Source organism: Chthoniobacterales bacterium, from assembly GCA_018883245.1.
GTDB lineage: Bacteria > Verrucomicrobiota > Verrucomicrobiia > Chthoniobacterales > JACTMZ01 > JACTMZ01.
In genome coordinates, this window is sequence record VEQL01000008.1 from 65,252 (window position 1) to 88,121 (window position 22,870).

Genomic DNA, 22,870 nt, shown 5'->3' on the forward strand with positions numbered 1-22,870 from the left:
ATGACCAAGCCCTCGCTACTCGTCCTCGCCGCCGGCATGGGCAGCCGCTACGGCGGACTCAAACAACTCGACCCCGTCGGACCCGGCGGCGAAACCCTGCTCGACTACTCGGTTTACGACGCCATCCGCGCAGGATTTGATCGTGTCGTTTTTCTCATCCGCCGCGACATCGAAAAAGAATTCCGCTCGCAGATCGGCACGCGCTACGAGGGCAGGATCGCCGTTGACTACGCTTTCCAGCAGCTCGACCAACTGCCCGCCGGACACAAGCCGCCGGCCGGCCGCTCCAAACCGTGGGGCACAGCCCACGCGATCTGGTGCGCACGCAACGTCATAACGGGACCGTTCGCGGCCATCAACGCCGACGATTTCTACGGTCAGGCCGCCTATCGCCAACTCGGGTCGCTGCTGCAGTCGGCGGCACCCGATGCCCGGCCCGCCCGCTTCGTCATGGCCGGTTACCGGTTGGACAAGACTTTGAGCGAACACGGCACGGTCGCCCGCGGCATATGCAAGGTCGGTCCCGACGGTCTGCTCCGGGAAATCGAGGAAATCACGGATATCGCCCGGCGCGAGGACGGCCGGATCGCATGCGGCGACCGCGTGTTGGCGGACGACACCCCGGTCTCGATGAACTTCTGGGGCTTCACGCCGCAGGTGTTTTCATTTCTTGAGAAAAGCCTGACCACCTTCCTCGACCGCAGCGGAACAAGCGAAAAGGCCGAGCACTACATTCCCTCCGCCGTGGCCGAAATGATCGCGGATGCCCGAGCCACCGTTCGCGTCGAGTCCACCGACTCCGATTGGTTCGGCGTGACCTACCGCGACGACAAACCGCGCGTAGTGGAGAGCATCCGCCGTCTGGTGAGACAGGGCGAATACCCTGAAAAAATATGACACTGCCACGAGGCGGGAGCTTGATCCCGCGGGCCGTTCGCCGAAACTGTCTGCCGACCGGCGCGACACGCGAATCATGAGCAACCACCCGTTTTCAAACCGTGAGACACGGATCGGCCGCCGCGAGGAGCGCAACCTTTTCCGGCGCCGCCTGCTCCCGATCGCTTGGGTTCTTGCCGCCTTGGGAGGTTTGGGGCTGTTGGCCTCCTGCGGTCACCTTCTGCTCTATGGCGAATGGCCTTACCAAGTGAGCGGACTCTTTGTCGCGCTTGCCGTGCTTCCCTTCGTCCTCATCGTGATCGCATTCCTGAGGGGGCACTACAGCAGCCGCCTCGAAGAGCCCTGACCCGGACGGCAGCCCCTACTCGATCGAGGGGAAAGGAATCTCGCCGACCGGCGTGGGAACCCGCCCGGATTTCTTGGCGCGCACCTTGCTCTTGACCAAGCCGTGCAGGGCGAGTTTTTCGTGCACCTGCGCCGCCGCCGTCCGTCCCGTGCGTGCAGCATCCTGGCTTACGCCTTTCACTCCGAGCGCACCGGCGGCGACAGTTCCGCCGACCAGCGACACGGCGACCGGGATCGCCACCGGCGAAGGCACGAGCATGCCGGCCAGGCCGGGTTCCATGTTGCTACCGCCGCTCGTTTCAAAGGAAAGCCACGGCTCCGTCTTCGACTTGCCGAGCGAATAAACGCGCACCGACGTCTCGAAAAGCGAGCGCCCCGCGCCGAATCCTATGCCGAGCCGCAGCACGCGGCTGCCCTGCTGCACGCGGAGCACTTTGCCTTCGACAAGAAGACCGTCGCCGGGAACCGCGGCTCCGGGTTCAAGAAGGTGTCCCGGAGCGATGAGCGAGTCGGACTTCGAGAGAAAACCCTCCGCTACCGCCCGTCCGATCCGGGCGCGGGCGTCTTGTTCGCCCGGCGCGGGCGACGCATCGAATTCCCCGTGCCGCGGCATTTCGAACGGACGCACCCAGACATTGGCGGGGCGCGAAGCCGGGGCGAGGTGCGCCGATTCCCTTTCATCGAGGACGCTCACCGAGGAGCAGCCGGTGCAGAACATGGCAAGGATGAGCAGGAGCAACGTTCTCATCGCCGGAGTTCAAGCCGGGCGAAACGCGCCCTGTCGTGGAAATCCGCGGGCAAAGTCTGCGCGGGGAACGACGACAAAACGGGCTTTCCTTCCGTCGTGTCATAATCGTAGCGCCCCGCAAGGATCTCCCAGGGCCCCCGTTCCGGATCCCCGCCCAACGCCGCCCAAGGCAACGAAACCAGGGCCCGCCAACCGCGTTCGGTTTCCGCGGATTTCACCACGATATCGCGCGATGCCGCCGGCGGAGACGCCGACTTTCGGTAACCATCGAAGCAGTAAACCGTTTTTTTCCCCGCCGGCGTCGCATGCGCCTCGAGATAAAACGGGGCCCCGGCTCGCGCGACAAACACCTCCGCCACGTCGCCGAGCTTGAAATGGTCAAGGCCGTCCTTTGTCCCCGGGGACACGAGAACTTTGTCGGCGCAGTCGAACGCGACAAACAGCCACTGCTCGTTCCACAGCGCCTTGACGGCAGCCACCTCCGCAAAGGCGCCGCCTGCGCCGCGCAACTTCACCCCGGAAAAATCGCGCCACAAGGAAGCGTCGGACCACACCGGCTGCGGCGTGGCTCCTTGGACCATCGTGGCCATCAGCAAAACGGCGGTCGAGGCGGGGGTCATGGCGTGCGTTATCCTTAGCCTTCGTCGGCGAGGATCACACGGAAAAATGAGTCGTGGCCCGGGGTGCTACCTTTTTGCCTCCCGAACGGCGGGCAAGCCGCTAACCTTCAAGTTTGTCGATTTTGCCGAAACCATGAAAAGCACGACGGCACTGTGGCCGGTTATTTTCTGCCTTGCCACGGCGGGTCTGCAGGGCGCGCCTCCGCAACGAGTCGTCAGCTTGGCCCCCAACCTCACGGCAATGATCATGACCCTCGGACAGGCCGATAAACTTGCGGCCGTCACTCCCTTCTGCGACGCGCCGCCCGCCATCCCGCGCATCACCGGAGGCATGGTGCCGGACGCGGAAAGCGTGTTGGCACTCGAGCCGGATCTCGTGCTTGCCACGTCGCTCACTCCCGAGGCCACCTTGCGGCAACTGCGGCAACTCGGCCTGCGCGTGCAGCAGATCGACGCCGGCACCCTCGGCGAAATACGCGGGGCGATGTCGGAAGTTGCGGCCATCATGGAAGCCGCACCTCCGCCGCCCGCGGATCCGCAGGCACCGGCTGCCGACCGGAGCGCGGTCCTGCTCTTCGGCGCCGACACCGGATTCAGCGCGGGCCCGGGCACCCATGCCGATGAAATCCTGCGGGCCGCGGGCCTGCGCAATATCGCCTCGGAGAGCGCGGTGCCGTGGCCGCAACTCGGCGAGGAATTTCTTCTCTCCGCCGATCCCGACATTGTCATAGTCGCCGACTACGGCTCGGCACAGAGGGATGATGCCATGAAGTTGCTCCTGACCCACCCGGTCCGGCGCCATCTGCGCGCGGTGCAAACGGGAAATGTTGTGGTTTTGCCGGCGGCCGCGTTCAGCGTTCCGGGACCGGCGGCACTCGGCGCGGCGGCACAATTGCGCGCCCGGCTCGAAAGACCATGAGCACGCCGGCCCTTCAAGCGCGGGGAATTCGTGCCGGCTACGGCGATCGTGAAATCCTGCTCGGATTGGACTTCGATCTGCACCAAGGCGAAGTCCTCGGCGTGGTCGGTCCCAACGGAAGCGGAAAAAGCACCTTGCTGCGCGCCGTGACCGGACTCATTCCTTTGCTTGCCGGGACTGTCGCGATCCGGGGCCAAGATCTCGCTTCCCTCGGCGCGCGCCAACGCGCCCGGCTCTGTGCCGTGCAACCGCAGGTCGAAGCGCCGCTCTTCGACTACACCGTCGGCGAACTCGTGCTCCTCGGCCGCCATCCGCACCGCGCGCTGGTCGGTTCCCCGTCCCGGGAGGACCGTGCTGCCGTGGAGCGGGCACTTTCGCAGACCGGACTCGCCGGACTTGCATCGCGCAACATCCGCTCGCTAAGCACCGGCGAATGGCAACGCTCGCTGCTCGCCCGCGCGCTCGCGCAAGAGGCTCCCCTCCTCTTCCTCGACGAACCCGCGGCACATCTCGATCCCGGCTTCCGCCACTCGATCCACGTTCTCCTGCGCAAACTCGCGCGGGAACAGCAGCGCGCCATCCTCTGCGTTTCCCACGACCTCAACCTTGCCGCTGAATTCTGCGACCGGCTCATGGTCCTTTTCGGCGGACGCATCTACGCCATCGGAAAACCGGAGGAGGTGATGAGCGAGCAAGTCCTGCAACCTGTTTACTGCTGCCCTTCGCTGCGCATTGCCGCGAATCCTTTCACCGGGAAACCCGGCACCGTCTTCGTCGCATGAAAAACCGCAACCGTCTTTTGCTGCTTTTTGCAGGAACCGCGGCGCTGATGGTTTTCGCCGTTTGCACGGGACCCACCCCGTTGCTGGATTTTCCGTCGCTGGTCGAACTGATGCGCAACGGACCCGCGACCCCGCAGCTGCAGAAAGCCGCGCTCGTGCTGTGGGAGTTGCGCCTGCCCCGCGTGCTGCTCGCCGCCGCGGCGGGAGCCAACCTCGCGCTCGGGGGACTTCTGCTCCAGGCCGTCTTCCGCAACCCGCTCGCCGAGCCTTACCTTCTGGGGATTTCCTCGGGTGGCGCGCTCGGCGCCGTGCTCGCCCTCGCCGCGGGAGCGACCGCCACGGTCTGGCCCGCGCTCGCCGGAAGCCTTGTCGTCGCGGGCCTTGTTCTCGGCCTGTGCCGCCGCCGCATCGCTTCGGACTTGCCCTCGCTGCTGCTGGCCGGCGTCGCGCTCGGGGCGCTGGCCCAGGCTTTCACCACGGCCATCATCATCCGCTTCGATCCCGGTGCGATGCGCAGCATAATTTTCTGGCTCATGGGAAGTTTCGCCGGACGCGGATGGAGCGAAGTCTGGCTGCTTGCTCCGGCGGCGATCGCGGCGACCGTGGCCGTGTGCATCATGCACCGTCCGCTGGACCTCATCGCCGTCGGCGGCGAGAGCGCTCACCACCTCGGCGTGCGCGTGCGGCTGGTGCAAACGGCCGCCATCGCGCTGGCGGCGATCCTCGCCGCGCTGACTGTTGCCGCATGCGGAACAATCGGCTTCGTCGGCCTCATGGCCCCGCACGTCGCACGGCGCCTTGCCGGAACTCCCCACGCTTTTTCGGCACCGGCCAGCGCCGTCGTCGGCGTCGCCTTCGCTGTGGCGTCCGATCTCGCCGCGCGCACCATCCTCGCCGGAACCGAACTTCCGGTCGGTGTCGTCACCGGCGCCCTGGGCTGCGTTTTCTTCCTCGTGCTGCTCACGCGGAAAAACTGAAAGCTGCGCCGTCCCCCGACAATCGGCTTGCGCAGGTCGCACAACATGCCGACGCTGGACGCATGGTAAACATTTCCATCACCTACGAAGGAGATTTGCGCTGCTCCGCGACACACGGCCCCTCGGGGAGCAAAGTCCTGACCGACGCACCGGTAGACAACCACGGGCGCGGCGAATCCTTCTCGCCCACCGATCTCGTTGCCACCGCGCTCGGCGCCTGCATGGCGACCATCATGGGAATCTTCGCCGCGCGCCACGGCATCGAACTGCGCGGGATGAAGATCGAGGTGACCAAGGAAATGTCCAGCGACAGCCCGCGGCGCATCTCGCGCCTCGCCACCCGGATCCGCGTGCCGCTGCCACCCGGTCACCCCAACCGCGCGGCGCTGGAAAATGCCGCGCTCACCTGCCCCGTGCACCAAAGCCTGCATCCCGACATCGACAAACCACTCGAGTTCGACTGGGCCGGCTGAGTCTTTGGAACGCGCCGACGGCGCTTCACGTCGAAACGGCCGGCAACCGCTCAGGCCAGGCGACCGCAGCAGGACTTGAACTTTTTCCCGCTGCCGCAGGGACACGGCTCGTTGCGGCCGACCTTGGGAGCCTCGCGGCGGACCGGCAGATCGATCTTCAGCTCGGCCTCCGCGGACTGCGCGGACTGGGCCGCGGCGGGACGTGCCGCCGCACCGTCCGGCGATTCCCCGCCGGAGAGTTTCTGCTGCAAATGGGAAAGGAAGGTCTCAAACGACGCGAGATTCGTCGTGCTGCGGAACAGGTTGCCCAGCACCTCGCCGTGGATGCGATCCATCAACTCGACGAACATTTTGTAGGCCTCAGCTTTGTATTCAACCAACGGATCCTTCTGCCCGTAAGCGCGCAGATAAACTCCCTCGCGCAAACCGTCCATGGCGTAGAGATGCTCCTGCCAGAGGCGGTCGATGGCGTTGAGCAGGATGTAGCGCTCCAACATCGTGAGCGCATCGCCCTGTTCGTGGCCCGCCTTCAACTCGTAGGCAGCCTTGATTTTCCCGACGAGAAACTTCCCGTTTTCCTCCGGTGTCCGCGTATCGAATTGCGCGGTTTCTTTCCTGAGCCCGAGCGGGAACGTCTGGTTCACCCACTGCAACAGCCCCTCGTGGTCGGCCTCCCCCTGTTCGCCCGGCTCCAGCATCTCCGCGACTTTTTTGGGCACCATGTCGTCGATCACCTCGTAAACCATGGCCCGCGGATTGTCGGTCTCGATCGCCTCGTTGCGGTAGCCGTAGATGACCGCGCGCTGCTGGTTCATCACGTCGTCGAACTCCAGCGTGCGCTTGCGGATGAGATAATTCCTCTGCTCGACGCGCTTCTGCGCGGTTTCCACGCTCTTGTTCAACCACGGATGCTCCAGCTCTTCGCCCTCCTCCATCCCGAAGCGCTCCATGATCTTGGTCATGCGGTCGGCCGCGCCGAAGTTGCGCATAAGGTCGTCCTCGAAACTGACGAAAAATTGCGAGCTGCCCGGGTCGCCCTGACGCGCGCAACGCCCGCGCAACTGCCGGTCGATGCGGCGCGATTCGTGGCGCTCGGTGCCGATGACGTGCAAACCCCCGAGTTCCTTGACGCCCGGCCCCAGTTTGATGTCCGTGCCGCGGCCGGCCATGTTGGTCGAGATCGTGACCGTGCCCGGTTGGCCGGCGCGCGAAACGATCTCCGCCTCCTGCAGGTGAAACTTCGCATTCAGCACATTGTGCGGGATCTTCTCGCGCTTGAGCATGCGGCTGAGCAGCTCGGATGACTCCACGCTTGCCGTGCCGACGAGCACCGGCTGCTTTTCCGCATGGCGTTTCTTGATCTGCTCGATGACGGCGTTGTATTTCTCGCGCCGCGTCTTGTAGATGCGGTCGTTGGAGTCCTTGCGCCCCACCACGCGGTTGGTCGGGATCACGACCACGTCGAGGCCGTAGATGTCGTGGAACTCGTTGGCCTCGGTCTCCGCGGTGCCCGTCATGCCGGCCAGCTTCTCGTAGAGACGGAAATAATTCTGGATGGTGATCGTCGCCAGCGTCTGCGTCTCGCGGTCGATCTGCACGCCTTCCTTGGCTTCGACCGCCTGGTGCAGTCCGTCGCTCCAGCGGCGCCCGGGCATCTTGCGGCCCGTGAACTGGTCCACGATCATGACCTTGTTTTCCTCGACGACGTATTCGACATCCTTCTCGTAGAGGCAGTAGGCCTTGAGCAACTGCGAGATGTTGTGGATGCGCTCGGCCTGCGTGTCGAAATGCTGTTGCCGCTTCGCCTTGGCCTCGATCTTGTCCTTGTCGGACAGCGACACATCCAGATCGATGTCCGTGAACTCGTTGATCAAGTCCGGCAGGACAAACGCATCCGGGTCGTCCGGATTCATGAAAGTGCGACCGCGCTCGGTCAGGTCCGCTTCGTGCTGCCGCTCCTCGATCGTGTAAAAAAGCTCCTCCTTGAGCGCAACAAGCGCGTCCTTCTGCGTGTCCTGGTAAAAGGACAATTCCGCCTTGTCGAGCAGCTTGCGCATCTCGGGCTCCTCCATCAACCGCATCAATCCCTTGTTGCGAGGTTCGCCCAGCTTGACCTTGAAAAGCGCGCGGCCCGCCGCTTCGGCATCCCCCTTTTCCATCAGCTCCTTCGACTCGGTGACGAGGCGGTTGCAAAGCATGTTCTGCTTGCGCACCAGCTGGTCGACCAGCGGCTTGAATCGGTCGTATTGGTGGGTCGAGACCGTGGCCGGTCCGCTGATGATCAGCGGCGTGCGCGCCTCGTCGATGAGGATGGAATCCACCTCGTCCACGATCGCGAAGTAATGGCCGCGCTGGACCTGCTGGGCGCGCGAGGTTGCCATGCCGTTGTCGCGCAGATAATCGAAGCCGAACTCGCTGTTCGTGCCGTAAGTGATGTCGCAGGCGTATTGCTGGCGACGCACATCCGGCGGCTGGTCGTGCTGTATGACACCGACCGTCAGGCCGAGGAACCGGAAGATCTCTCCCACCCATTCCGCGTCGCGGCGCGCCAGGTAATCGTTGACCGTCACGAGGTGCGCCCCGCGCCCGGCGAGCGCATTGAGGTAAAGCGGAAGCGTGGCCACGAGCGTCTTGCCTTCGCCGGTCGCCATTTCCGCGATGCGCCCGCTGTGCAGCACCATGCCGCCGATAAGCTGCACGTCGAAATGCACCATCTGCCATTCGATCGGATGGTCCACCACCGTGACCGTCCGCCCGCAAAGACGGCGCGCCGTGTTTTTCACCACGGCAAAGGCCTCGGGAAGAATTGCGTCCAGCGCCGACTGCTGCTCCTTGTAGCCCCCGATCGCCGAAATGCGCGCTTTCCACTCCGCCGTCATGCGCCGCAGATCGTCGTCGGCAAGCGACTGGTATTGCTGCTCCAGCTCGTTGATGCGCCGCACGACGGGCATCATGCGCTTGATCTCGCGCTGGTTCTTGGAACCGATGATTTTCCTGATGATAAAATTGATCATACTCGCGCCCGCCCGGGGGCGCCGAAGAGGTGAAGCTATCCTCCCGAACGCTGCGGGCAAAGGAAATTGCCTGCCTCGGGGCTTGCCCGGCCGCCGCGCACACGTAAGTTCTGAGCCGTCATGAGCATTCTTTCCCTGTGCCTCGCACTCCTCCTCGCCGCCTCTGCCGCGATCGCCCAGAATCCGCAGCCCCCGGCGCCCGGCACGACCCCGGATCAGGGCGCGATCATGGCCGGCCTTGCACAAGCCTTTGGAACCAACGGCATGCCGGATGACATGCAGCAGGGAATGGCCGCCGCAGCGCAGATGTTGAAAGCGATGCAAGGCGGATCGACCAACAACCCGCTCGCTGCGGTCGGCGGAAAACCCGCGGTGGATTTCCGGGAGTTGAAGGCGCTCCTGCCGGAGGAATTGGCGGGCCTTCACCGCACCAACGCGGGCGGGGAGAAATCCGGGGCGTTCGGCGTGCAAGTTGCCATGGCACGGGGCGACTACGGCTCGCCGGATGGCCCCCGACTCGAAGTCAAAATCACCGACCTCGGCGCGATGGGGCAACTTGGCGCCATGGCCCAGTTCGGATGGATGGCAACCGACATCGACCGGGAGGACGACAATGGATACGAACGCACCGCGACCTTCCGCGGAGCCAAAGGATTGGAAAAATATTCCGCGGCTCAGAAGTCCGGCTCAATCAAGGTCATGATCGGCGGACGCTTCCTCATCGAGGTCGAAGGCGATCAAGTCGAACCTGCACAACTCATGACCGCTGTCGAAGCGCTCGATTTCGATCGCCTCACGCGCCTCGCGAATCGGCCGACGGTGAACTGATCGCACCGCGCCAGTGGAAACATTTCTCCGGCGCGACTGCTCCCCGCAGAGAACGGGAAAAGGCTCACAGCTTCCTCGCCTACCGCAACGCTCAATGCTTTAACCGCATCCTGCCCACCGACCGGTTGCAGCGTTTTTCCGGGGTCAGCCCGATCAGACCTGCGGCTATGCCATTTCGCCAGAAAGGACGGCCGCGGGTTCCGTCGCGCCACAACAACAACGACAAAAAGCGGCCCACCTTCTCCAAACAAGCCTCAGGAAGACTGTTATTTTACTTTCTGCAGAAAATAAGAATGTTAATTTTAGACCCCTATGGCAAACACCGATCGAGGAAGGGCACTCATTGCAGGCGGTCTGGCAAACCATCGCCGGATCGAAATTGTCAGGCTTCTCCAAACCCGCGGAAGCCTGTGCGTCAACGAAATCGCGATCGAATGCGGCGTCGATGTGGCGACGGCATCGCAGCACGCCAAGCGCCTGCATGAGGCAGGATTGATCAAAAAACGCGCGCAAGGACGCCGCGTTCAACTGTTTCCCACCCGACGCGCTGCCACTCTGCTCGGCACGATCGATCTGCTTTGGGAAACGCCTGCCGATTGACGACGCCGCAATCCCGAGCCATGCCCGCTGGCCACCATGGCGCCCCTCAATCTGCCCCCGGGCAACGCAAATTACTTACAATGACTTTCTGCAGAATGTCCAATACCTGCCATCGGCACTTTTGACTGCAAAAAAATCCAAAAAAAACCCGCCCGGGGTTTCAGTGCTGACATGGTTGACTCCGTTGGCTGCTTTGCCACGAGTCACCGCGGCCAAAGCCCGCGCCTTGGCGGAGGCCGGGATGGAAACGGTCGGTGATCTGCTGCGCCATTACCCGCGGCGCCACGAGGACCGCAGAAAATTCCCCGCTTTTCCTGCCGGCGAAACACCAGAACCTGTCTGCCTTCGGGGCATCGTCGGGGAAACAAAGACAGCCTATTTCGGCCGCCGCTGCCAGTTCACCCTTGTTTTGCTCGAACCGCCTGCGGGTGTTGGTTCGGCCGCCGTCAAATGCCGCTGGTTCAATCTCCGCTACCTTTCCAGAATTCTCCGGCCGGGGCAGGATCTTGTCATCCACGGACGCCCCCGCGCGCTGAAAAAAGGCGGCCTTGTTTTCGACCATCCCGAGTTCGAAGTGCTCGAGACGGAGTCACCCGATGGCGCGCTCATCCACGTCGATCGTATCACCCCAGTGCACCCCGGTGTGGGTCCATGGAGTCCGCGCGCCATGCGGCGACTGATCCATGAAACGCTCGCCGCTCTCGATGATCGCGAGATTCCGCAGATCGATCCCGCCCTGCAGGTCGGTGACATCCGTCTTTCGCCAGCAGGTGCGCTGCGCACCATTCATTTTCCCGGTTCGTGGGAAGAACTCGCGCAGGCGCGCACCCAATTGGCCCGCGAAGAACTCTTCGACATGCAGTGTGTTCTGGCACGCCGGCGGCACGATCTGGGCGGAGCCACGGCACCGCTCATCCCCCGGCAAAGCGCGTTGCTCTCCGCCTTTCTGAAATCCCTGCCCTTCTCCCTCACCGCCGCGCAAAAACGCGTGCTCGGCGCGATCTTCCAAGACCTCGGGTCGGGACGCCCCATGAACCGCCTGCTGCACGGCGACGTCGGCAGCGGAAAAACTGTTGTCGCGGCGACCGCCATGCTCGGCGCCTTTGCGGCGGGAAAATCCGCGGCCCTCATGGCGCCCACCCAGGTTCTCGCCCGTCAGCACTATGAAAATTTCAAGCGGTTCTCCGGACCTCTCGGCGTCCCTGTCACACTGCGCACCGCCGCGCATCGCGGCGACACGAACGGAACGCAGCCCGGGATCGTCATAGGAACCCATGCCTTGCTCTTTGCCTCGGAAGACATCGGCAACCCGGCCCTCGTGGTCATCGACGAGCAGCACAAGTTTGGCGTGCGCCAAAGGGCGGCCCTCTCCGCGCGCGACCCCCGGCCGCATGTCCTCGTCATGTCGGCCACCCCCATCCCGCGCACTCTCGCGCTCACCCTTTACGGCGATCTCGACGTCTCCGTGCTCGACGACATGCCCCCGGGCCGCGTCCCCGTCCGCACCCTCGTGCGCGCGCATGAAAAACTCCCCGAGGCCGCGGATTTCGTCCGTTCCCAACTCGAAGCCGGACGCCAAGCTTATCTCGTTTATCCGCTGATCGATGAAAGCGCACGAACCGCCCTCAAAGCGGCCAGCGCCGAGCACCAACGGTGGAGTCGCCTGTTGGCACCGCACCGTTGCGCACTGCTCCACGGCAAGCTCGACGCGGAGGAAAAGGAACAAATCATGCGCAGCTTCCGCTCGGGCGAAACGCGGGCGCTCGTCAGCACCACCGTCATCGAAGTCGGCATTGACGTTCCCGATGCCACGGTGCTGCTGGTCGAGAACGCCGAACGCTTCGGCCTCGCCCAACTTCACCAGTTGCGCGGGCGGGTCGGACGCGGGTCGGAAAAATCCTGGTGCGTCCTCCTTGGCGGCAAAGACGCCGGGGAAAAACTCGAACGACTGAATATCCTCGAGCACGCATCGGACGGATTCGCCATTGCCGAGGCCGATTTGGCACTCCGCGGCCCCGGCGATCTTCTCGGCACCGCGCAGACCGGACTGCCACCCGTTCGTCTGGCCCAGCTGCCGCGCGATCTTGCATTGTTGGAAGAGGCTCGGGAATCGGCTCGGCGTTTGCTCGAGGCAGACCCCGGACTCGTTTCGTATCCCGCGTTACGCGCGAGGATGGCCGCGTGGGAAAAACGAATCTTCGCCGGTGTGGCTTGAGGCCGACCTTTTTCTCACAGCCGCGACCCTCTCGGGCAGGGCCATGGCGGGGCGTCTGGCGGCGTTGCTTCGCCAGTCACGATACGCAAAGGCATCGCCCCCTGCTCCCGCCTTGCCATCCGGTCGGCCATGACTCTGCGCCATCCCGCGAGATTTTGGGATAGGTTCTGGTGTCACGCGCTGAATACTTCTCGCAGGCTGGAAGATACCAAGCCGTATATAATGTCGGCATTATGTTTACGTCTCAAGCTTTTGGACGTCTGTGAAATCGAGGGGAAGGGTGTCCTGCCCTCTTTCCATCCGACCGCACGGGCGAACCCGAACAGAGGTGGAGACGCCCCCAGCGAAAGCGCCCATGCACCCATGCCCGAGAGCCAAAAGCCTGTTTGCCAAGAGACGTTGGCCTTGAATGGCACCTCGGAGGCATTCAGCCAGATCAATCCCGCATCCAGATGAATCCGAAAGGCTCCCAATTTGGGAACGTTGGAAACGTTGGGGACGCTACATGGACATTCTGCAGAATGTCCATGTAGCGGATTGATCCGATCTTACTGCGCCGCGGGCGTTGGAGTGGGAGAGGAGACCGGGGATACGGAAACACTGGGCGTGGAGGCAGGAGGCATCAACAAGGGCGGAGTCGCGGACGCCGTTGCCTGCCGAACAACCATCGGGACAGATGACCCCGCGGATGAAGCGCCGCCGGTATCGACCACGGGCCCTTCCGCCGGACTGGCGGTCGGCGTGGGCGTCGGCCATGGAGGGACGATATTTTCCCATCGATGCAAAGCTGCGTTGTTGGTCACACCGATCTCCGCCAACAACTCGCTGCACCGCGCGTGCCAGCGATCCAAGTCCGGCTGCGAGCGCTTGTCGTCCGCCGATCCCGGGAAAACGAGATAGGTCACGCCGAGGTCGCTCACCGGTCGCATGAGGGGCGAGCCGCCGGGCTTGATCTCGTTGCAGAGCCGCAGCGACGCCTCGCCGACTTTATAGGATGGCCCCGCATCGCCGAGTATGGCCGGATACATTTTGTCGTCGTGGATCACCACGGCATAGTCACCGACCTTCGGGCGACCATCGCCGCCCATCATGAACCCGGGAAGCACGATCGATGGATCGGCTTTCGACACGAGAAAACTCGCGCTCTTCAGATCGGAGATGTTCCTCTTGAACAACGCGATGTCGTCCCGAAGCTGCGTTTTGCGCGCATCCTTCGTCTCCGGCTTCGCCAACTCGGCCTCGGCCTCGGCGATGCGCTCCTCGAACCGCTTGATGAAAGGGTTCGGACGATCTGTCGTCTTCGGCCACCGGTAGCTCGTCTGCGGTTGGAAAAACTGGCCCGAACCGTCCACCTCCACATTGCGATCGCCGTCGGAGCCATCGACATTCACATCCATGTCACCCTGCACGAGCAGTGCGCGGCGTCCGCTCCCCGCATGCCTCAGCTCCAAGATCGTATCGCAATCGTAGTAGTTGTGGCGCGAAAGGATCTGCTCGATCTTTTCCAGCCGCTCCTTGAGAAAGTTCATCTTACGGCGGTAAAGATCCTCGTAATCGGGGGAGACTTTGGCCGTTTCGAGCATCTCGCTCAGCGAAGGCACCAAATCGGCGATGCGCGGACTCGCCACCTTCAGGTCTTCGATCGTTGTCGCGGGACGCGGGGTGCGGATCTTCAGGTTCAGTTCGAGACGGTAAGACCCGTCCTTCTCGCGGTCGATCGCGGCCGTCTCCCCGGGCAGCGTCTCGATGTTCCATTTGAACTGCAATCCGTTGAATAGCATTCCGGTGTCCATCGGCTTGCGCGGCACGAATGGCGTCGGCGTGGGCGTCGGCGATGGGGCGGGCGTAGCCGTGGGCGACGGTGTGGGAGGGGTCGCCGGCGGAGGCGCCGGCTTGCACGAGGCCAAGGCCAGCATTCCTAAGAGAGAGAAAAAACGCCGCATCCGCCTATGACGTCAGCCGGCCGCGCTCCTGTCCAGCGCAACCGGAAATTTTTGCGGGACGCGGGCCGCTTTCGTGCTAATTTCGCGCCTTGTCACGGGCTGTGGCTCAGCTTGGTAGAGCGCTTGAATGGGGTTCAAGAGGTCCCGGGTTCAAATCCCGGCAGCCCGATTTCCCGTCCGCAAAAAAACGCATAAACTCGCACAAGGTCATCGACGCGCGATCGCTCGAAATGGACCGGCTCATCGCAAAGCGTTTGCAGAACAATCCCTCCGTTTTGCTCAAAGCGCGCCAGGTTCTGGGCAACTGGCTGGCATCTTGTGATGACAGCGTTCGGCCGGCGCTCGAAGAATGGCGCGGGATTTTGGATGGCCCTTTGTCCGGAATACTCGCCGCGCTCGAAAGCGAGGACGAACGATCAATCCGTCTTCGTCAATCGAGCCCCTTCTGCGGCATACTCACCACGGCCGAGCGCACCGCCATCCTGATGTCGCACCACCATGACCAGAGAGCAGCTTGAGCACGTGATCCGCGCGGCGGCGCCTTCGTGGAATGATCGAGGAGGGGCTGCTCGAATATCCGATTCTTGAGGAACGCCTTCGGACAGTTCAATTCGCGAGCCAAGGGCAAAGGGAATCAGCTCTTGCCCGATGCAAGCGGCTGTTCGCCGGCCGCTAAACACACCTTCTGCCCGTTTTCACTCTCGGCCCTCGGAAGCGAAGGTCAAACCGTCAAAAGCACCGGTGACATTTTGGACAGCCGTGGCCGACGCGGTCCGGCAATCCGCATTTCGCGACCTGCGACCATGACAAACAAAAAGCGCGCCGTCAGGCGCGCTTCGCATGGGGAAATGTATTTATTTCAGCCCAAGATTTCTTTCCAACGTCCGAGCGCTTTGCCGAATGTGAATTCTCCGGCTGCCTGTTCCGCGATCGATCCCATTTCCGCTACCCGGGGTCGATCGCGCTCCAATTCTTCCAATGCGGACGCAACGCCGGCAGCATTGCCGTTGCAAAAAACAAGGCCCGCGCCGCACTTCGCGATCAGCAGACCGGCTTCGCTTTCTTCCGGGCCGACATAAATAACAGGGCGCCCTGCTGCCATGATTCCGTAAATTTTGCTCGGCACCACGAGGCCGGCGAGACTTTCCCTCACTGTCACGAGATGCAGATCGGCCGCCGCGAGAAACGCGGCCAGATCCTGCTTTGGTTGCGGCGGCACAAACGACACGTTTGCGATGCCCGACAGCGCGGCCTTCACCTCCTCGGCGCGCTGACCTTCCCCGGCGAACACAATGTGCACACGCCCGCCACGCAAAATTTTCGCTGCTTCGACGATGGTGGCGAAATCGTGAGCCAGCCCGATGTTCCCCGAATATAGAACGATGAACTTGTCGGCCCACCCCATGCGTTTGCGCATCCCGGCCACGGCTTCGTCGGACGGCTTCCCGACCGGACTCCAATTCGGAATGACGTCGATGCTGCCTGCATTCACACCGCGGGCGATCAATTTTTCGCGCATGCATCGTCCCACCGCGACCACTTCATCCTGCTTGCGCAGCGCCCGAGTGGAAACAGCGCGCAGGACGCGGGCGGCGAATCCTGCCCGTTCGATCACGCCCAACTCCTCGGCCAGCTCCGGATAAATATCCTGCGCCCAGTGGATGCGTTTGCGAGAGCGACCCGAGGCGAGCGTCACCGCGGCCACCTGCAGCGGCGGATCAGTCATCGACACGACCGCATCGACATTTCCCAGTTTCCAGACCTGCCACGCGAATTGCGGATAGAGCAACGCATAGCTCAGAGCCCTTCGCCAATGCGAGGCACGCGTGAATGGCGCGGAGCCGACCCGGATCAATTCCACGCCGTTCACCGTCTCCCGGTGCGGCAAGCCCAATGTGTCCGGCCCGCGACTCGTTATGACAACAACCCTGTTGCCTTCGGCCGCCAGCCCCTCGGCCAAATCCTTCAACAATTCACCCGTCGCACCCCCGACCGGCGGATACACGCGGTTTGTGAATACGTGGGTTTTCATCGCGGGAACCGCCAAGAGGGCGAAGGTCTAAAATTCGCCCTGCGACGTCTCGTTCCTCAGCGCCTCTTGGATCTTCAGCCTGATGTCGGAAAAATAGCGGCGCTTGAACAGCGCGAAACGCAACCCTGCCAATCCATCGAGAAAGCCGCATTTGATGACGTAGCCGATCACAAAATACAGTGGCGCAAACCACCACTTGGCCAAGTTGCGATATTTGAAACGCTGCCGAGGAATGAGCTTCGACCATTCCTCCGGTCCCGCCGATGCCAGCCACATGCACCGGTTCGCCTCCCATGTCGAATATTCGTTGTGCCTCCAGATGTAGCTGTGCAGCCCGCGGTAATCATGATGCTCGAGATGCGCCTCGATCTTCCCGATCTCACCTTCCAGCACGGGGTGCTCGTGCACTTCCATATCCAAGTCGCTCCACCACTCTTCGGGAAAACGCTCGTATTCCCCCGAGCCGACACGGAAGAGCGCCAGTTTGCAAAAGACATCACCGTGAAATAGTGGACGGCCCATGAACCAATCGTTGAAACTGATCCAAAACCCCGACTTTGTTGTCCGGGGCAACACCCGCTCGATTTCCTCGACGAACTCCGGCGTCACCCGCTCGTCTGCATCGAGAAAAAGCACCCACGGCGTCTGCCACACGTGATTTCGCAGTGCCCAGTTGCGCTTCTTGGGAAATTTTCCGTCCCAGCGGAAATCGAGAACCGTAGCGCCCGCCTTGTCAGCAATGTCTCGCGTCGCATCGTCACTGGCGGAGTCGATCACGACAACCGCAGCAAAATTATCACCCAAAGAATCCAGGCAGGATGACAGATTTTTCTCCTCGTTCCGAACGGGGATACAGACAGTGACGGGCAATTTCATCCTGCAGATCTCACCGGTTCCCGAGTTCCCTTGCGGGATTCCCGGCAACGATCTTGTCTGCGGGGACATCTTTCATCACCACCGAGCACGCGCCCACGACGGCGCGGGCGCCCACATGGACTCCGGGGCCCACAAACGCATCCGCACAGATCCACGCTTCGTCGCCGATCGTGACCGTCACGCGCACCAGCGGCATCGAGGCCTCGCGGAATTTGTGGGTGCCGCCGCACAGATGCGCCCGCTGCGAGATGGTCACGCTCTTGCCGATCTTCATCGGCCCCAGATTGTAGAGCAGCGCGTCGAAGCCGACGGACGACCAGTCGCCGATCTCCAGATTCCACGGGATAAAAATCCGAGCCGAGGGATGAATATGGACCTGCCGCCCGACCTTGGCACCGAACAAACGCAACAAAAGCCGCCTCCATCCCCAGCACAACCGCGGACTCCATCGGAACAGCGGCACGCAAAACGCCCATAGAAACCGCCCCGCCAACTCCTTGGGAGTGTATTTTGTGCTCCGGCGATTCTCCTCGATGTTCATGTCACGGGTTTCGACCCTTCAAAGCCTCTTCGTATAATTCCGCCATCTCTGCGGCGATCTTATTCCATCCGAACTCGGACTCCATCCAACGTCGTCCGCGCTGTCCCATCGCCGAAAGCGCATCGACTGGAAGTGCGCAGGCCTCGCGCAACGCCGCCGTCAAATCTCCGACCGTCGCCTCGACCCACCAACCGCATTGGTGCGAACGCAACCCCTCCCACGGACAGCCCTTGGTGGTGATCACCGGAACTCCCGCGGCCAGGGCCTCGCCGACCACCATGCCGAAATTTTCCGAGTGGCTCGGGAGAATGAACAAATCCGCCTCCGCATACCGGCTCCACTTTTCCCGATTGTCCGCCTCTCCCATGAATTCCCATGAATCGGCGATACCGTTGCGTCGCAGAAGTTCTTTCACCTCCGATGCATGTTGATCCTCATCCGGCCCCACGACGCTCATCATCCAGCCGGCGGGTTGCAGGTCCGCCCATGCCTCCACCAAAAGCGGAAGACCCTTCTTGCGGTGGATACGCCCCAGGAAGAGTGCCTTCCTCTTGCGATCGCTCGCTCGGGAAGCGCCACGCGCATCGGGCAGATCGATGCCGTTTGGAATAATTTTCGCAGGGTTGCGCAACCCCAAGCGCCGGAACTGTGCCGCCTCGGCATCCGCGGTGGCGTGCAGCACAGCAGCCTTTGCCAAATCGCGTCTCTGGTAAATCCACCAAGCGAATCTTTTTTTCCAACGCCGGTGCCGCAAAGACCACGGTTCCAACATGCCGCGCGGGCTGACAATCCGCGGTATGCCGGATTTCGCGGCGAGAATGCACGCCTCGTGGTTGCAACGAAGCCAGATCCCGTGGTCGTGCAGAATATCCGGCCGGAGGCCGTTGCGGCCGAGCAAGTCACCGAGCGGCCCCGTGTGCAGTTTCACACCGGGCGGCGCCGCCAAATCCGCCGGCAAGTCGCGCGTCCACAAGTGAACCTCCAAGCCGTGTTCCGCCAACGCCTTCGCCAAAGCCGGAACCGTGCGTGCCGGCCCGCCGGTCTGCGATCTTAAGCTATCGACGGTGTGGAGAACGCGCATGGGCAGGCAAAAATCGCCAGGGAGTCGGCATACGACCGAAAGTCAACCGAGGCTTTTGGAAAAAGCGGATATACTCGCTGTGTGTCATACCAGCTCCGAGACTAGAACCTATCCCAAAACCTGGCGCGGTGGCGTTGCATATGATTTTCGTTTGTGGCAAGGAGCAAGCGATGTGGCTGTATCCTCTGCGATACAGTCCCGAGCGCCGCGACGCAGCCACGGAAGAAAAGCGCCGCACCCCTCTCGGGCAGGGCCGGATGGCCTCGTCCGGCCATTGCCGGATTTCACTATTTTCCGTGTCAAGCCGCGCGACCGAAATTCCCGACGGCCCGGCTTCCGACGGCCGCAGCCCAAATGCGATACCAGGTGACCAGCGGCACAGGCGAAGCTTTCTGCGCCTCCTCGAGCATTTCGGCAAAGACATTTTCCATCCATCGGGAAAACGGAAAAACGAATCCCTTCTTCGGGCGGTTGCGCACCCACTCGGGGATTTCCGGCACGGCGTCCAGGAGGAGTTGCTTGCCTTTTTCCAACCGGTATCCCGGCGGCAACTCAAGCAGCGCATCGGCCAGCCTGGCATCGACGAAAGGCACCCGCAGTTCGATGCCCTGCGCCATGGAGAACACATCGCTATCGCGAAGGAGTTGGTTCCGCATGTAGCGGGTGACCTCCATCCACCCTGCGATCTCCGGCCCCGTGGCCGGTAAAAATTCCTCGCTCCACTCCGGAGGCGGCGGCCGCGTGCCGGCGAAGTGCCCGGCGAGTTCTTCCGCTTCCTCGGAAGTGAAAATGCCGCGCATGGCATGGAAGGCCTGCAGCCAAGACCCCTCCCCGCGCAGGAAGGCGCACAATCTCCGCCGGGGCGAGCCCGCGGTCGCGTTCCCGCAACATGCGGCGACGAACCTCCGCACCCGTGCCGGCAGCACCCCGTGCAAGAAGTGCAACTGCGGCACGCGTGCGAAGCTTCCGTAGCCCGCAAACCACTCGTCACCGCCCAGCCCGGACAACACCACTTTGATACCTTCGCGCCGGGCCAGCTTGGACACGCACCAACTGTTGAAGCCGTCGATTGTCGGCTGGTCGATCGTCGCAAGGTATTCACGGATTTCCTCCGCCCCCTCCCCGGGCGTCATGCGCCATTCCGTGTGCAGCGCACCGAAATGCTCTGCCGTGCGCCGTGCCACGGCCGACTCGTCGAATTCGGGATCCTCGAATCCGATGGAGAACGTCCGCAGTTCCGCCTTCGGGCCGAGTTGCTGGCGGGCCAAGGCGAGCACCGTTGTCGAATCGATGCCGCCGCTGAGAAATACTCCGACCGGCACATCACTGACCAAATGACGCAGCATCGTTTCCTCGAGCGCACCGCGCGTCCGGCGCACCGCCTCGTCTCGCGGCATCGTCCGGTGCCGGCGCAAATCCGGTTTGTGCCAGCGCACAACTTCCGCCCGTCCGTTTTTCCAACGCAGGAAATGCCCGGCAGGCACTTGACGGACTTCTCTGGCCACCGTTGCAGGTTCCGGCACAGATCCCCAGAGGAAAAAATCGCGCAAAGCCCCCGCATCGGGCTCGTCACCGGGCCGGCGCAGGAGCCGTGCTTCCGAGGCGAAGGCGAGATTGTCACCGTCGATGCGGTAATAGAGAGGCTTGATGCCGAATGCGTCGCGCGCGAGCAGAGCTTCGCCTGCGGACGGACGGTAAAACGCGAAGGCGAACATCCCTGCCAGTCTCGGCAAGCACGCCTCGCCTTCCAGATCCAGGAGTTCGAGCAGCACCGCTGTGTCGCTCTCCGCATCCGAACGGCCCAGTTCGCGGTAATTGTAAATCTCGCCATTGAAAACGAGCACCGAATCGGAAGCGTCGTCGCCGTTGCGCGGCGCGCGCGACATCGGTTGTGCTCCCCGCTCGCCGAGTCCGATCACCGCGAGACGCGTGTGCACCAGCGTCGCTTTGTCGCTGCGCCAAATTCCGGATCCGTCTGGACCGCGGCGCGACAGGCCGTCGCGCAACACATTGGCATCCCAGTGCCCACCCGAACCGAACCAGCCGGCAATTCCGCACATAACGTCAGTCGTCTTTTATTGGAGATTGCGAAGATCCGGCGCGCAGGAACCGCAAATAATCGCGGCTCAGTGTCGTTACTCATAAGCGGCAATCAAGCCTCTTCTGCAACTTTCCGATAAATCCCCGCATATCGTGCGGCGACGACTTCCGGGCGGAATCGCTCGGCATTCCTGAGCCCCTTCTCAACCAACGCGGCCCTCAAAGCCGCATCTTGGACCACCCGCATCACCGCGGCCCGGATATCATCGACCGAATACGGATCGACGAGCAGCGCCCCGTCGCCTGCCGCTTCGGGCAGAGAACTGATCCTCGATGTGATCACGGGCCGCCCCGTGGCCTGAGCTTCGAGGATCGGCAATCCGAAGCCCTCGTAAAGCGACGCGAACACCACGATATCGCACTGCCGATACGCCTGCACAAGTGCCTCGTCACTCACCGCACCTCGCGCGCAATAGGGGATGCCCAGCGCTTGGCACTTCGACCTTTGCTCGGGTTCCAAGTCACCGATGACATGCAACCGGCACCCGGTGGGCGCGATCGCCTCCGCCACCCGCTCGACATTCTTGTTCCATTTCGTCCCCACTTGCAGAACGACCGGTGCCTGCTCGTTGAACGGTTTCGGGTCGTAAATGAATTCTTCGAACACACAATCGGGCACGACGACAACCCTTTCGGCCAACGGACCAACCCATTTCCGCAACTCCTCTTTCGTTGCCTGCGAGATCGTCGTCACTACCGCGGCGCGCCGCATCGGCCCGGTGAACCAGAAATATTTCAACAACGCCCGTTTCCATCCCGTCAGACGATCCAATGCCGCGCAATCATGGATCGTCAGCACCGTCTTCTCCGGCGGCAGCCCGAATGCGAGATAATGCGAATCGCCCACAATGTGATGCACATCCGCCTTTTGCTTCGATGCATGCCGCACGTTGCGCCAGCGAGGCAAGAACCCGGCGCTTGCATACGGCGCGGGACAAGACTCCACCTCGCAGTCCGGCGGCATGTGCCTCCGGATCTCGGCAAACAGCCGCTCGATGCTGAAATGCGACTCCAGCCGCTTCCGCTCGTGATGAATGATTTTCATAGCGGCCGGGTAAAACGTGACCGTGCCAAGGTTTGAAGGTCGCGCTACGCGCGAAGGTGTTTTTGAAAACTTGCGATCTGTCGCGAGAGCATCTCGTAAGACACACGAAGCCTTTGTGCAGCGGTCACGTTGAGAATTTCGATATCTTCGGCAGCAAATGTCATGCTCCGCACCTCGCCAGCGGAACCTTTCGCCAAATCGAGAAAGTGAGCAAAATCCTTCTTGGTCCTCCTCTCGAAGCCCTCGCTGATATTATTCATCACCGAAAGAGCTGCCCGTTGCATCTGATCGCGAAAGCTGTAGTCCTTGCATGTTTGCAACGCCTTATAGACCTGTTGATTCAGGGTCCGGGCTCGCTGCCAGATTTCCAAATCTTCAAAGCGCTCTGCGAAGCTCATGAGCCGGATAATGGTCGAAGAGAAGCTGCACTATATTGCCACAATCGTGCTCTACGCGAAAGCATTCGGCTTTGGCCCAACCACCTTCCCACTTTTCCACCTTCCAACCTTCCCACTTTGGCGCAGCCACCTCCCACTTTCCCACCTTCCTACCTTCCCACTTTCCAACTTCTCACCTCGGCAAAGCCGGTCCAGGTTCAGAACATCGGTAACGGAATAGGTTCAAAACATGGGTAACACTTTTCGGCGATGGGCCGATGTGATGAGCATCGGTTCATGCCTTGGAAAGAGACCCAAAAGATGGACCAGAAAGTGATGTTTGTTCAACAAGCGCTCAACCCGCAGGCCAACTTCCGGCAGCTATGCCGGGAGTATGGCATTAGTGCCAAGACCGGCTACAAGTGGTTGGAGCGTTTCGAGATGGGCGGGTTAAGCG

The 22,870-nt window shown here is 62.3% G+C and carries 21 protein-coding genes, 1 tRNA gene and 1 pseudogene; 12 read left to right on the forward strand and 11 right to left on the reverse strand.

The window, feature by feature from the left end:
- Entirely contained in the window at positions 1–897 is an 897-nt protein-coding gene (locus FGM15_04680) for a nucleotidyltransferase (GenBank protein MBU3665161.1), read from the forward strand.
- A gap of 76 nt (positions 898–973) precedes the next feature.
- Positions 974–1,243 carry a hypothetical protein gene (locus FGM15_04685; protein MBU3665162.1) on the forward strand — a complete coding sequence of 90 codons (270 nt, stop codon included), beginning with the start codon at positions 974–976 and terminating at the stop codon, positions 1,241–1,243.
- A 15-nt stretch (positions 1,244–1,258) separates the two neighbouring features.
- On the opposite strand, the gene FGM15_04690 is transcribed toward FGM15_04685, so the two are convergent.
- Both FGM15_04690 and FGM15_04695 read right to left on the reverse strand, forming a co-directional pair.
- Positions 1,259–1,990 carry a DUF4410 domain-containing protein gene (locus tag FGM15_04690; GenBank protein MBU3665163.1) on the reverse strand — a complete coding sequence of 244 codons (732 nt, stop codon included), beginning with the start codon at positions 1,988–1,990 and terminating at the stop codon, positions 1,259–1,261.
- Entirely contained in the window at positions 1,987–2,610 is a 624-nt protein-coding gene (locus FGM15_04695; GenBank protein MBU3665164.1) for a hypothetical protein, read from the reverse strand. The genes FGM15_04690 and FGM15_04695 overlap by 4 nt, the downstream gene beginning before the upstream one ends.
- Here FGM15_04695 and FGM15_04700 point away from each other — a divergent pair.
- The 4 genes from FGM15_04700 to FGM15_04715 all read left to right on the forward strand — a co-directional run bounded on the left by FGM15_04700 (position 2,573) and on the right by FGM15_04715 (position 5,761).
- Positions 2,573–3,529 carry a hypothetical protein gene (locus FGM15_04700; protein MBU3665165.1) on the forward strand — a complete coding sequence of 319 codons (957 nt, stop codon included), beginning with the start codon at positions 2,573–2,575 and terminating at the stop codon, positions 3,527–3,529. The genes FGM15_04695 and FGM15_04700 overlap by 38 nt on opposite strands.
- On the forward strand, positions 3,526–4,311 hold the full coding sequence (locus FGM15_04705; GenBank protein ID MBU3665166.1) for an ABC transporter ATP-binding protein: 786 nt from the start codon (positions 3,526–3,528) through the stop codon (positions 4,309–4,311). The genes FGM15_04700 and FGM15_04705 overlap by 4 nt, the downstream gene beginning before the upstream one ends.
- The gene (locus tag FGM15_04710; protein MBU3665167.1) at positions 4,308–5,288 is read left to right on the forward strand and encodes an iron ABC transporter permease; all 981 of its coding nucleotides are present in this window, start codon (positions 4,308–4,310) and stop codon (positions 5,286–5,288) included. Before FGM15_04705 ends, FGM15_04710 begins: the two co-directional genes overlap by 4 nt.
- A 62-nt stretch (positions 5,289–5,350) precedes the next feature.
- On the forward strand, positions 5,351–5,761 hold the full coding sequence (locus tag FGM15_04715; GenBank protein MBU3665168.1) for an OsmC family protein: 411 nt from the start codon (positions 5,351–5,353) through the stop codon (positions 5,759–5,761).
- A gap of 50 nt (positions 5,762–5,811) precedes the next feature.
- On the opposite strand, the gene secA is transcribed toward FGM15_04715, so the two are convergent.
- Complete coding sequence (gene secA, locus FGM15_04720) at positions 5,812–8,775, reverse strand: preprotein translocase subunit SecA (GenBank protein ID MBU3665169.1); 2,964 nt, start codon at positions 8,773–8,775, stop codon at positions 5,812–5,814.
- Between the two features lie 120 nt (positions 8,776–8,895).
- Here secA and FGM15_04725 point away from each other — a divergent pair, with 120 nt between their 5' ends.
- From FGM15_04725 to FGM15_04735, 3 genes are all read left to right on the forward strand, one after another.
- Positions 8,896–9,603 (forward strand): hypothetical protein, encoded by a 708-nt coding sequence (locus tag FGM15_04725; protein MBU3665170.1) that lies wholly within the window; start codon positions 8,896–8,898, stop codon positions 9,601–9,603.
- 312 nt (positions 9,604–9,915) lie between these two features.
- Positions 9,916–10,203 carry a winged helix-turn-helix transcriptional regulator gene (locus FGM15_04730; protein MBU3665171.1) on the forward strand — a complete coding sequence of 96 codons (288 nt, stop codon included), beginning with the start codon at positions 9,916–9,918 and terminating at the stop codon, positions 10,201–10,203.
- A gap of 163 nt (positions 10,204–10,366) precedes the next feature.
- Positions 10,367–12,418, forward strand: coding sequence for an ATP-dependent DNA helicase RecG (locus FGM15_04735; protein ID MBU3665172.1), 2,052 nt, complete (start codon positions 10,367–10,369; stop codon positions 12,416–12,418).
- Between the two features lie 1,811 nt (positions 12,419–14,229).
- Here FGM15_04735 and FGM15_04740 read toward each other — a convergent pair.
- Positions 14,230–14,310, reverse strand: a pseudogene (locus FGM15_04740) (energy transducer TonB).
- Positions 14,311–14,456: 146 nt separating this feature from the next.
- Here FGM15_04740 and FGM15_04745 point away from each other — a divergent pair.
- Positions 14,457–14,530 (forward strand) — tRNA-Pro (locus FGM15_04745).
- Positions 14,531–14,591: 61 nt separating this feature from the next.
- The gene (locus FGM15_04750; protein MBU3665173.1) at positions 14,592–14,879 is read left to right on the forward strand and encodes a hypothetical protein; all 288 of its coding nucleotides are present in this window, start codon (positions 14,592–14,594) and stop codon (positions 14,877–14,879) included.
- A 341-nt stretch (positions 14,880–15,220) separates the two neighbouring features.
- On the opposite strand, the gene FGM15_04755 is transcribed toward FGM15_04750, so the two are convergent.
- The 7 genes from FGM15_04755 to FGM15_04785 form a co-directional block, all read right to left on the reverse strand.
- Positions 15,221–16,393, reverse strand: coding sequence for a glycosyltransferase family 4 protein (locus tag FGM15_04755; GenBank protein MBU3665174.1), 1,173 nt, complete (start codon positions 16,391–16,393; stop codon positions 15,221–15,223).
- A gap of 27 nt (positions 16,394–16,420) precedes the next feature.
- A complete protein-coding gene (locus FGM15_04760) occupies positions 16,421–17,269 on the reverse strand; it encodes a glycosyltransferase family 2 protein (protein MBU3665175.1) in 849 nt (282 codons plus the stop codon).
- A 10-nt stretch (positions 17,270–17,279) separates the two neighbouring features.
- Complete coding sequence (locus tag FGM15_04765) at positions 17,280–17,810, reverse strand: putative colanic acid biosynthesis acetyltransferase (GenBank protein MBU3665176.1); 531 nt, start codon at positions 17,808–17,810, stop codon at positions 17,280–17,282.
- 1 nt (position 17,811) lies between these two features.
- On the reverse strand, positions 17,812–18,891 hold the full coding sequence (locus FGM15_04770) for a glycosyltransferase (GenBank protein MBU3665177.1): 1,080 nt from the start codon (positions 18,889–18,891) through the stop codon (positions 17,812–17,814).
- A 299-nt stretch (positions 18,892–19,190) separates the two neighbouring features.
- Complete coding sequence (gene asnB, locus FGM15_04775; protein ID MBU3665178.1) at positions 19,191–20,951, reverse strand: asparagine synthase (glutamine-hydrolyzing); 1,761 nt, start codon at positions 20,949–20,951, stop codon at positions 19,191–19,193.
- 92 nt (positions 20,952–21,043) lie between these two features.
- Positions 21,044–22,036, reverse strand: a complete 993-nt coding sequence (locus FGM15_04780; GenBank protein ID MBU3665179.1) for a glycosyltransferase family 4 protein — start codon at positions 22,034–22,036, stop codon at positions 21,044–21,046.
- Between the two features lie 44 nt (positions 22,037–22,080).
- On the reverse strand, positions 22,081–22,434 hold the full coding sequence (locus tag FGM15_04785) for a four helix bundle protein (protein MBU3665180.1): 354 nt from the start codon (positions 22,432–22,434) through the stop codon (positions 22,081–22,083).
- A gap of 276 nt (positions 22,435–22,710) precedes the next feature.
- Here FGM15_04785 and FGM15_04790 point away from each other — a divergent pair.
- Positions 22,711–22,870 (forward strand): helix-turn-helix domain-containing protein (locus FGM15_04790; GenBank protein MBU3665181.1); only part of this gene is annotated, 160 nt, incomplete at its 3' end.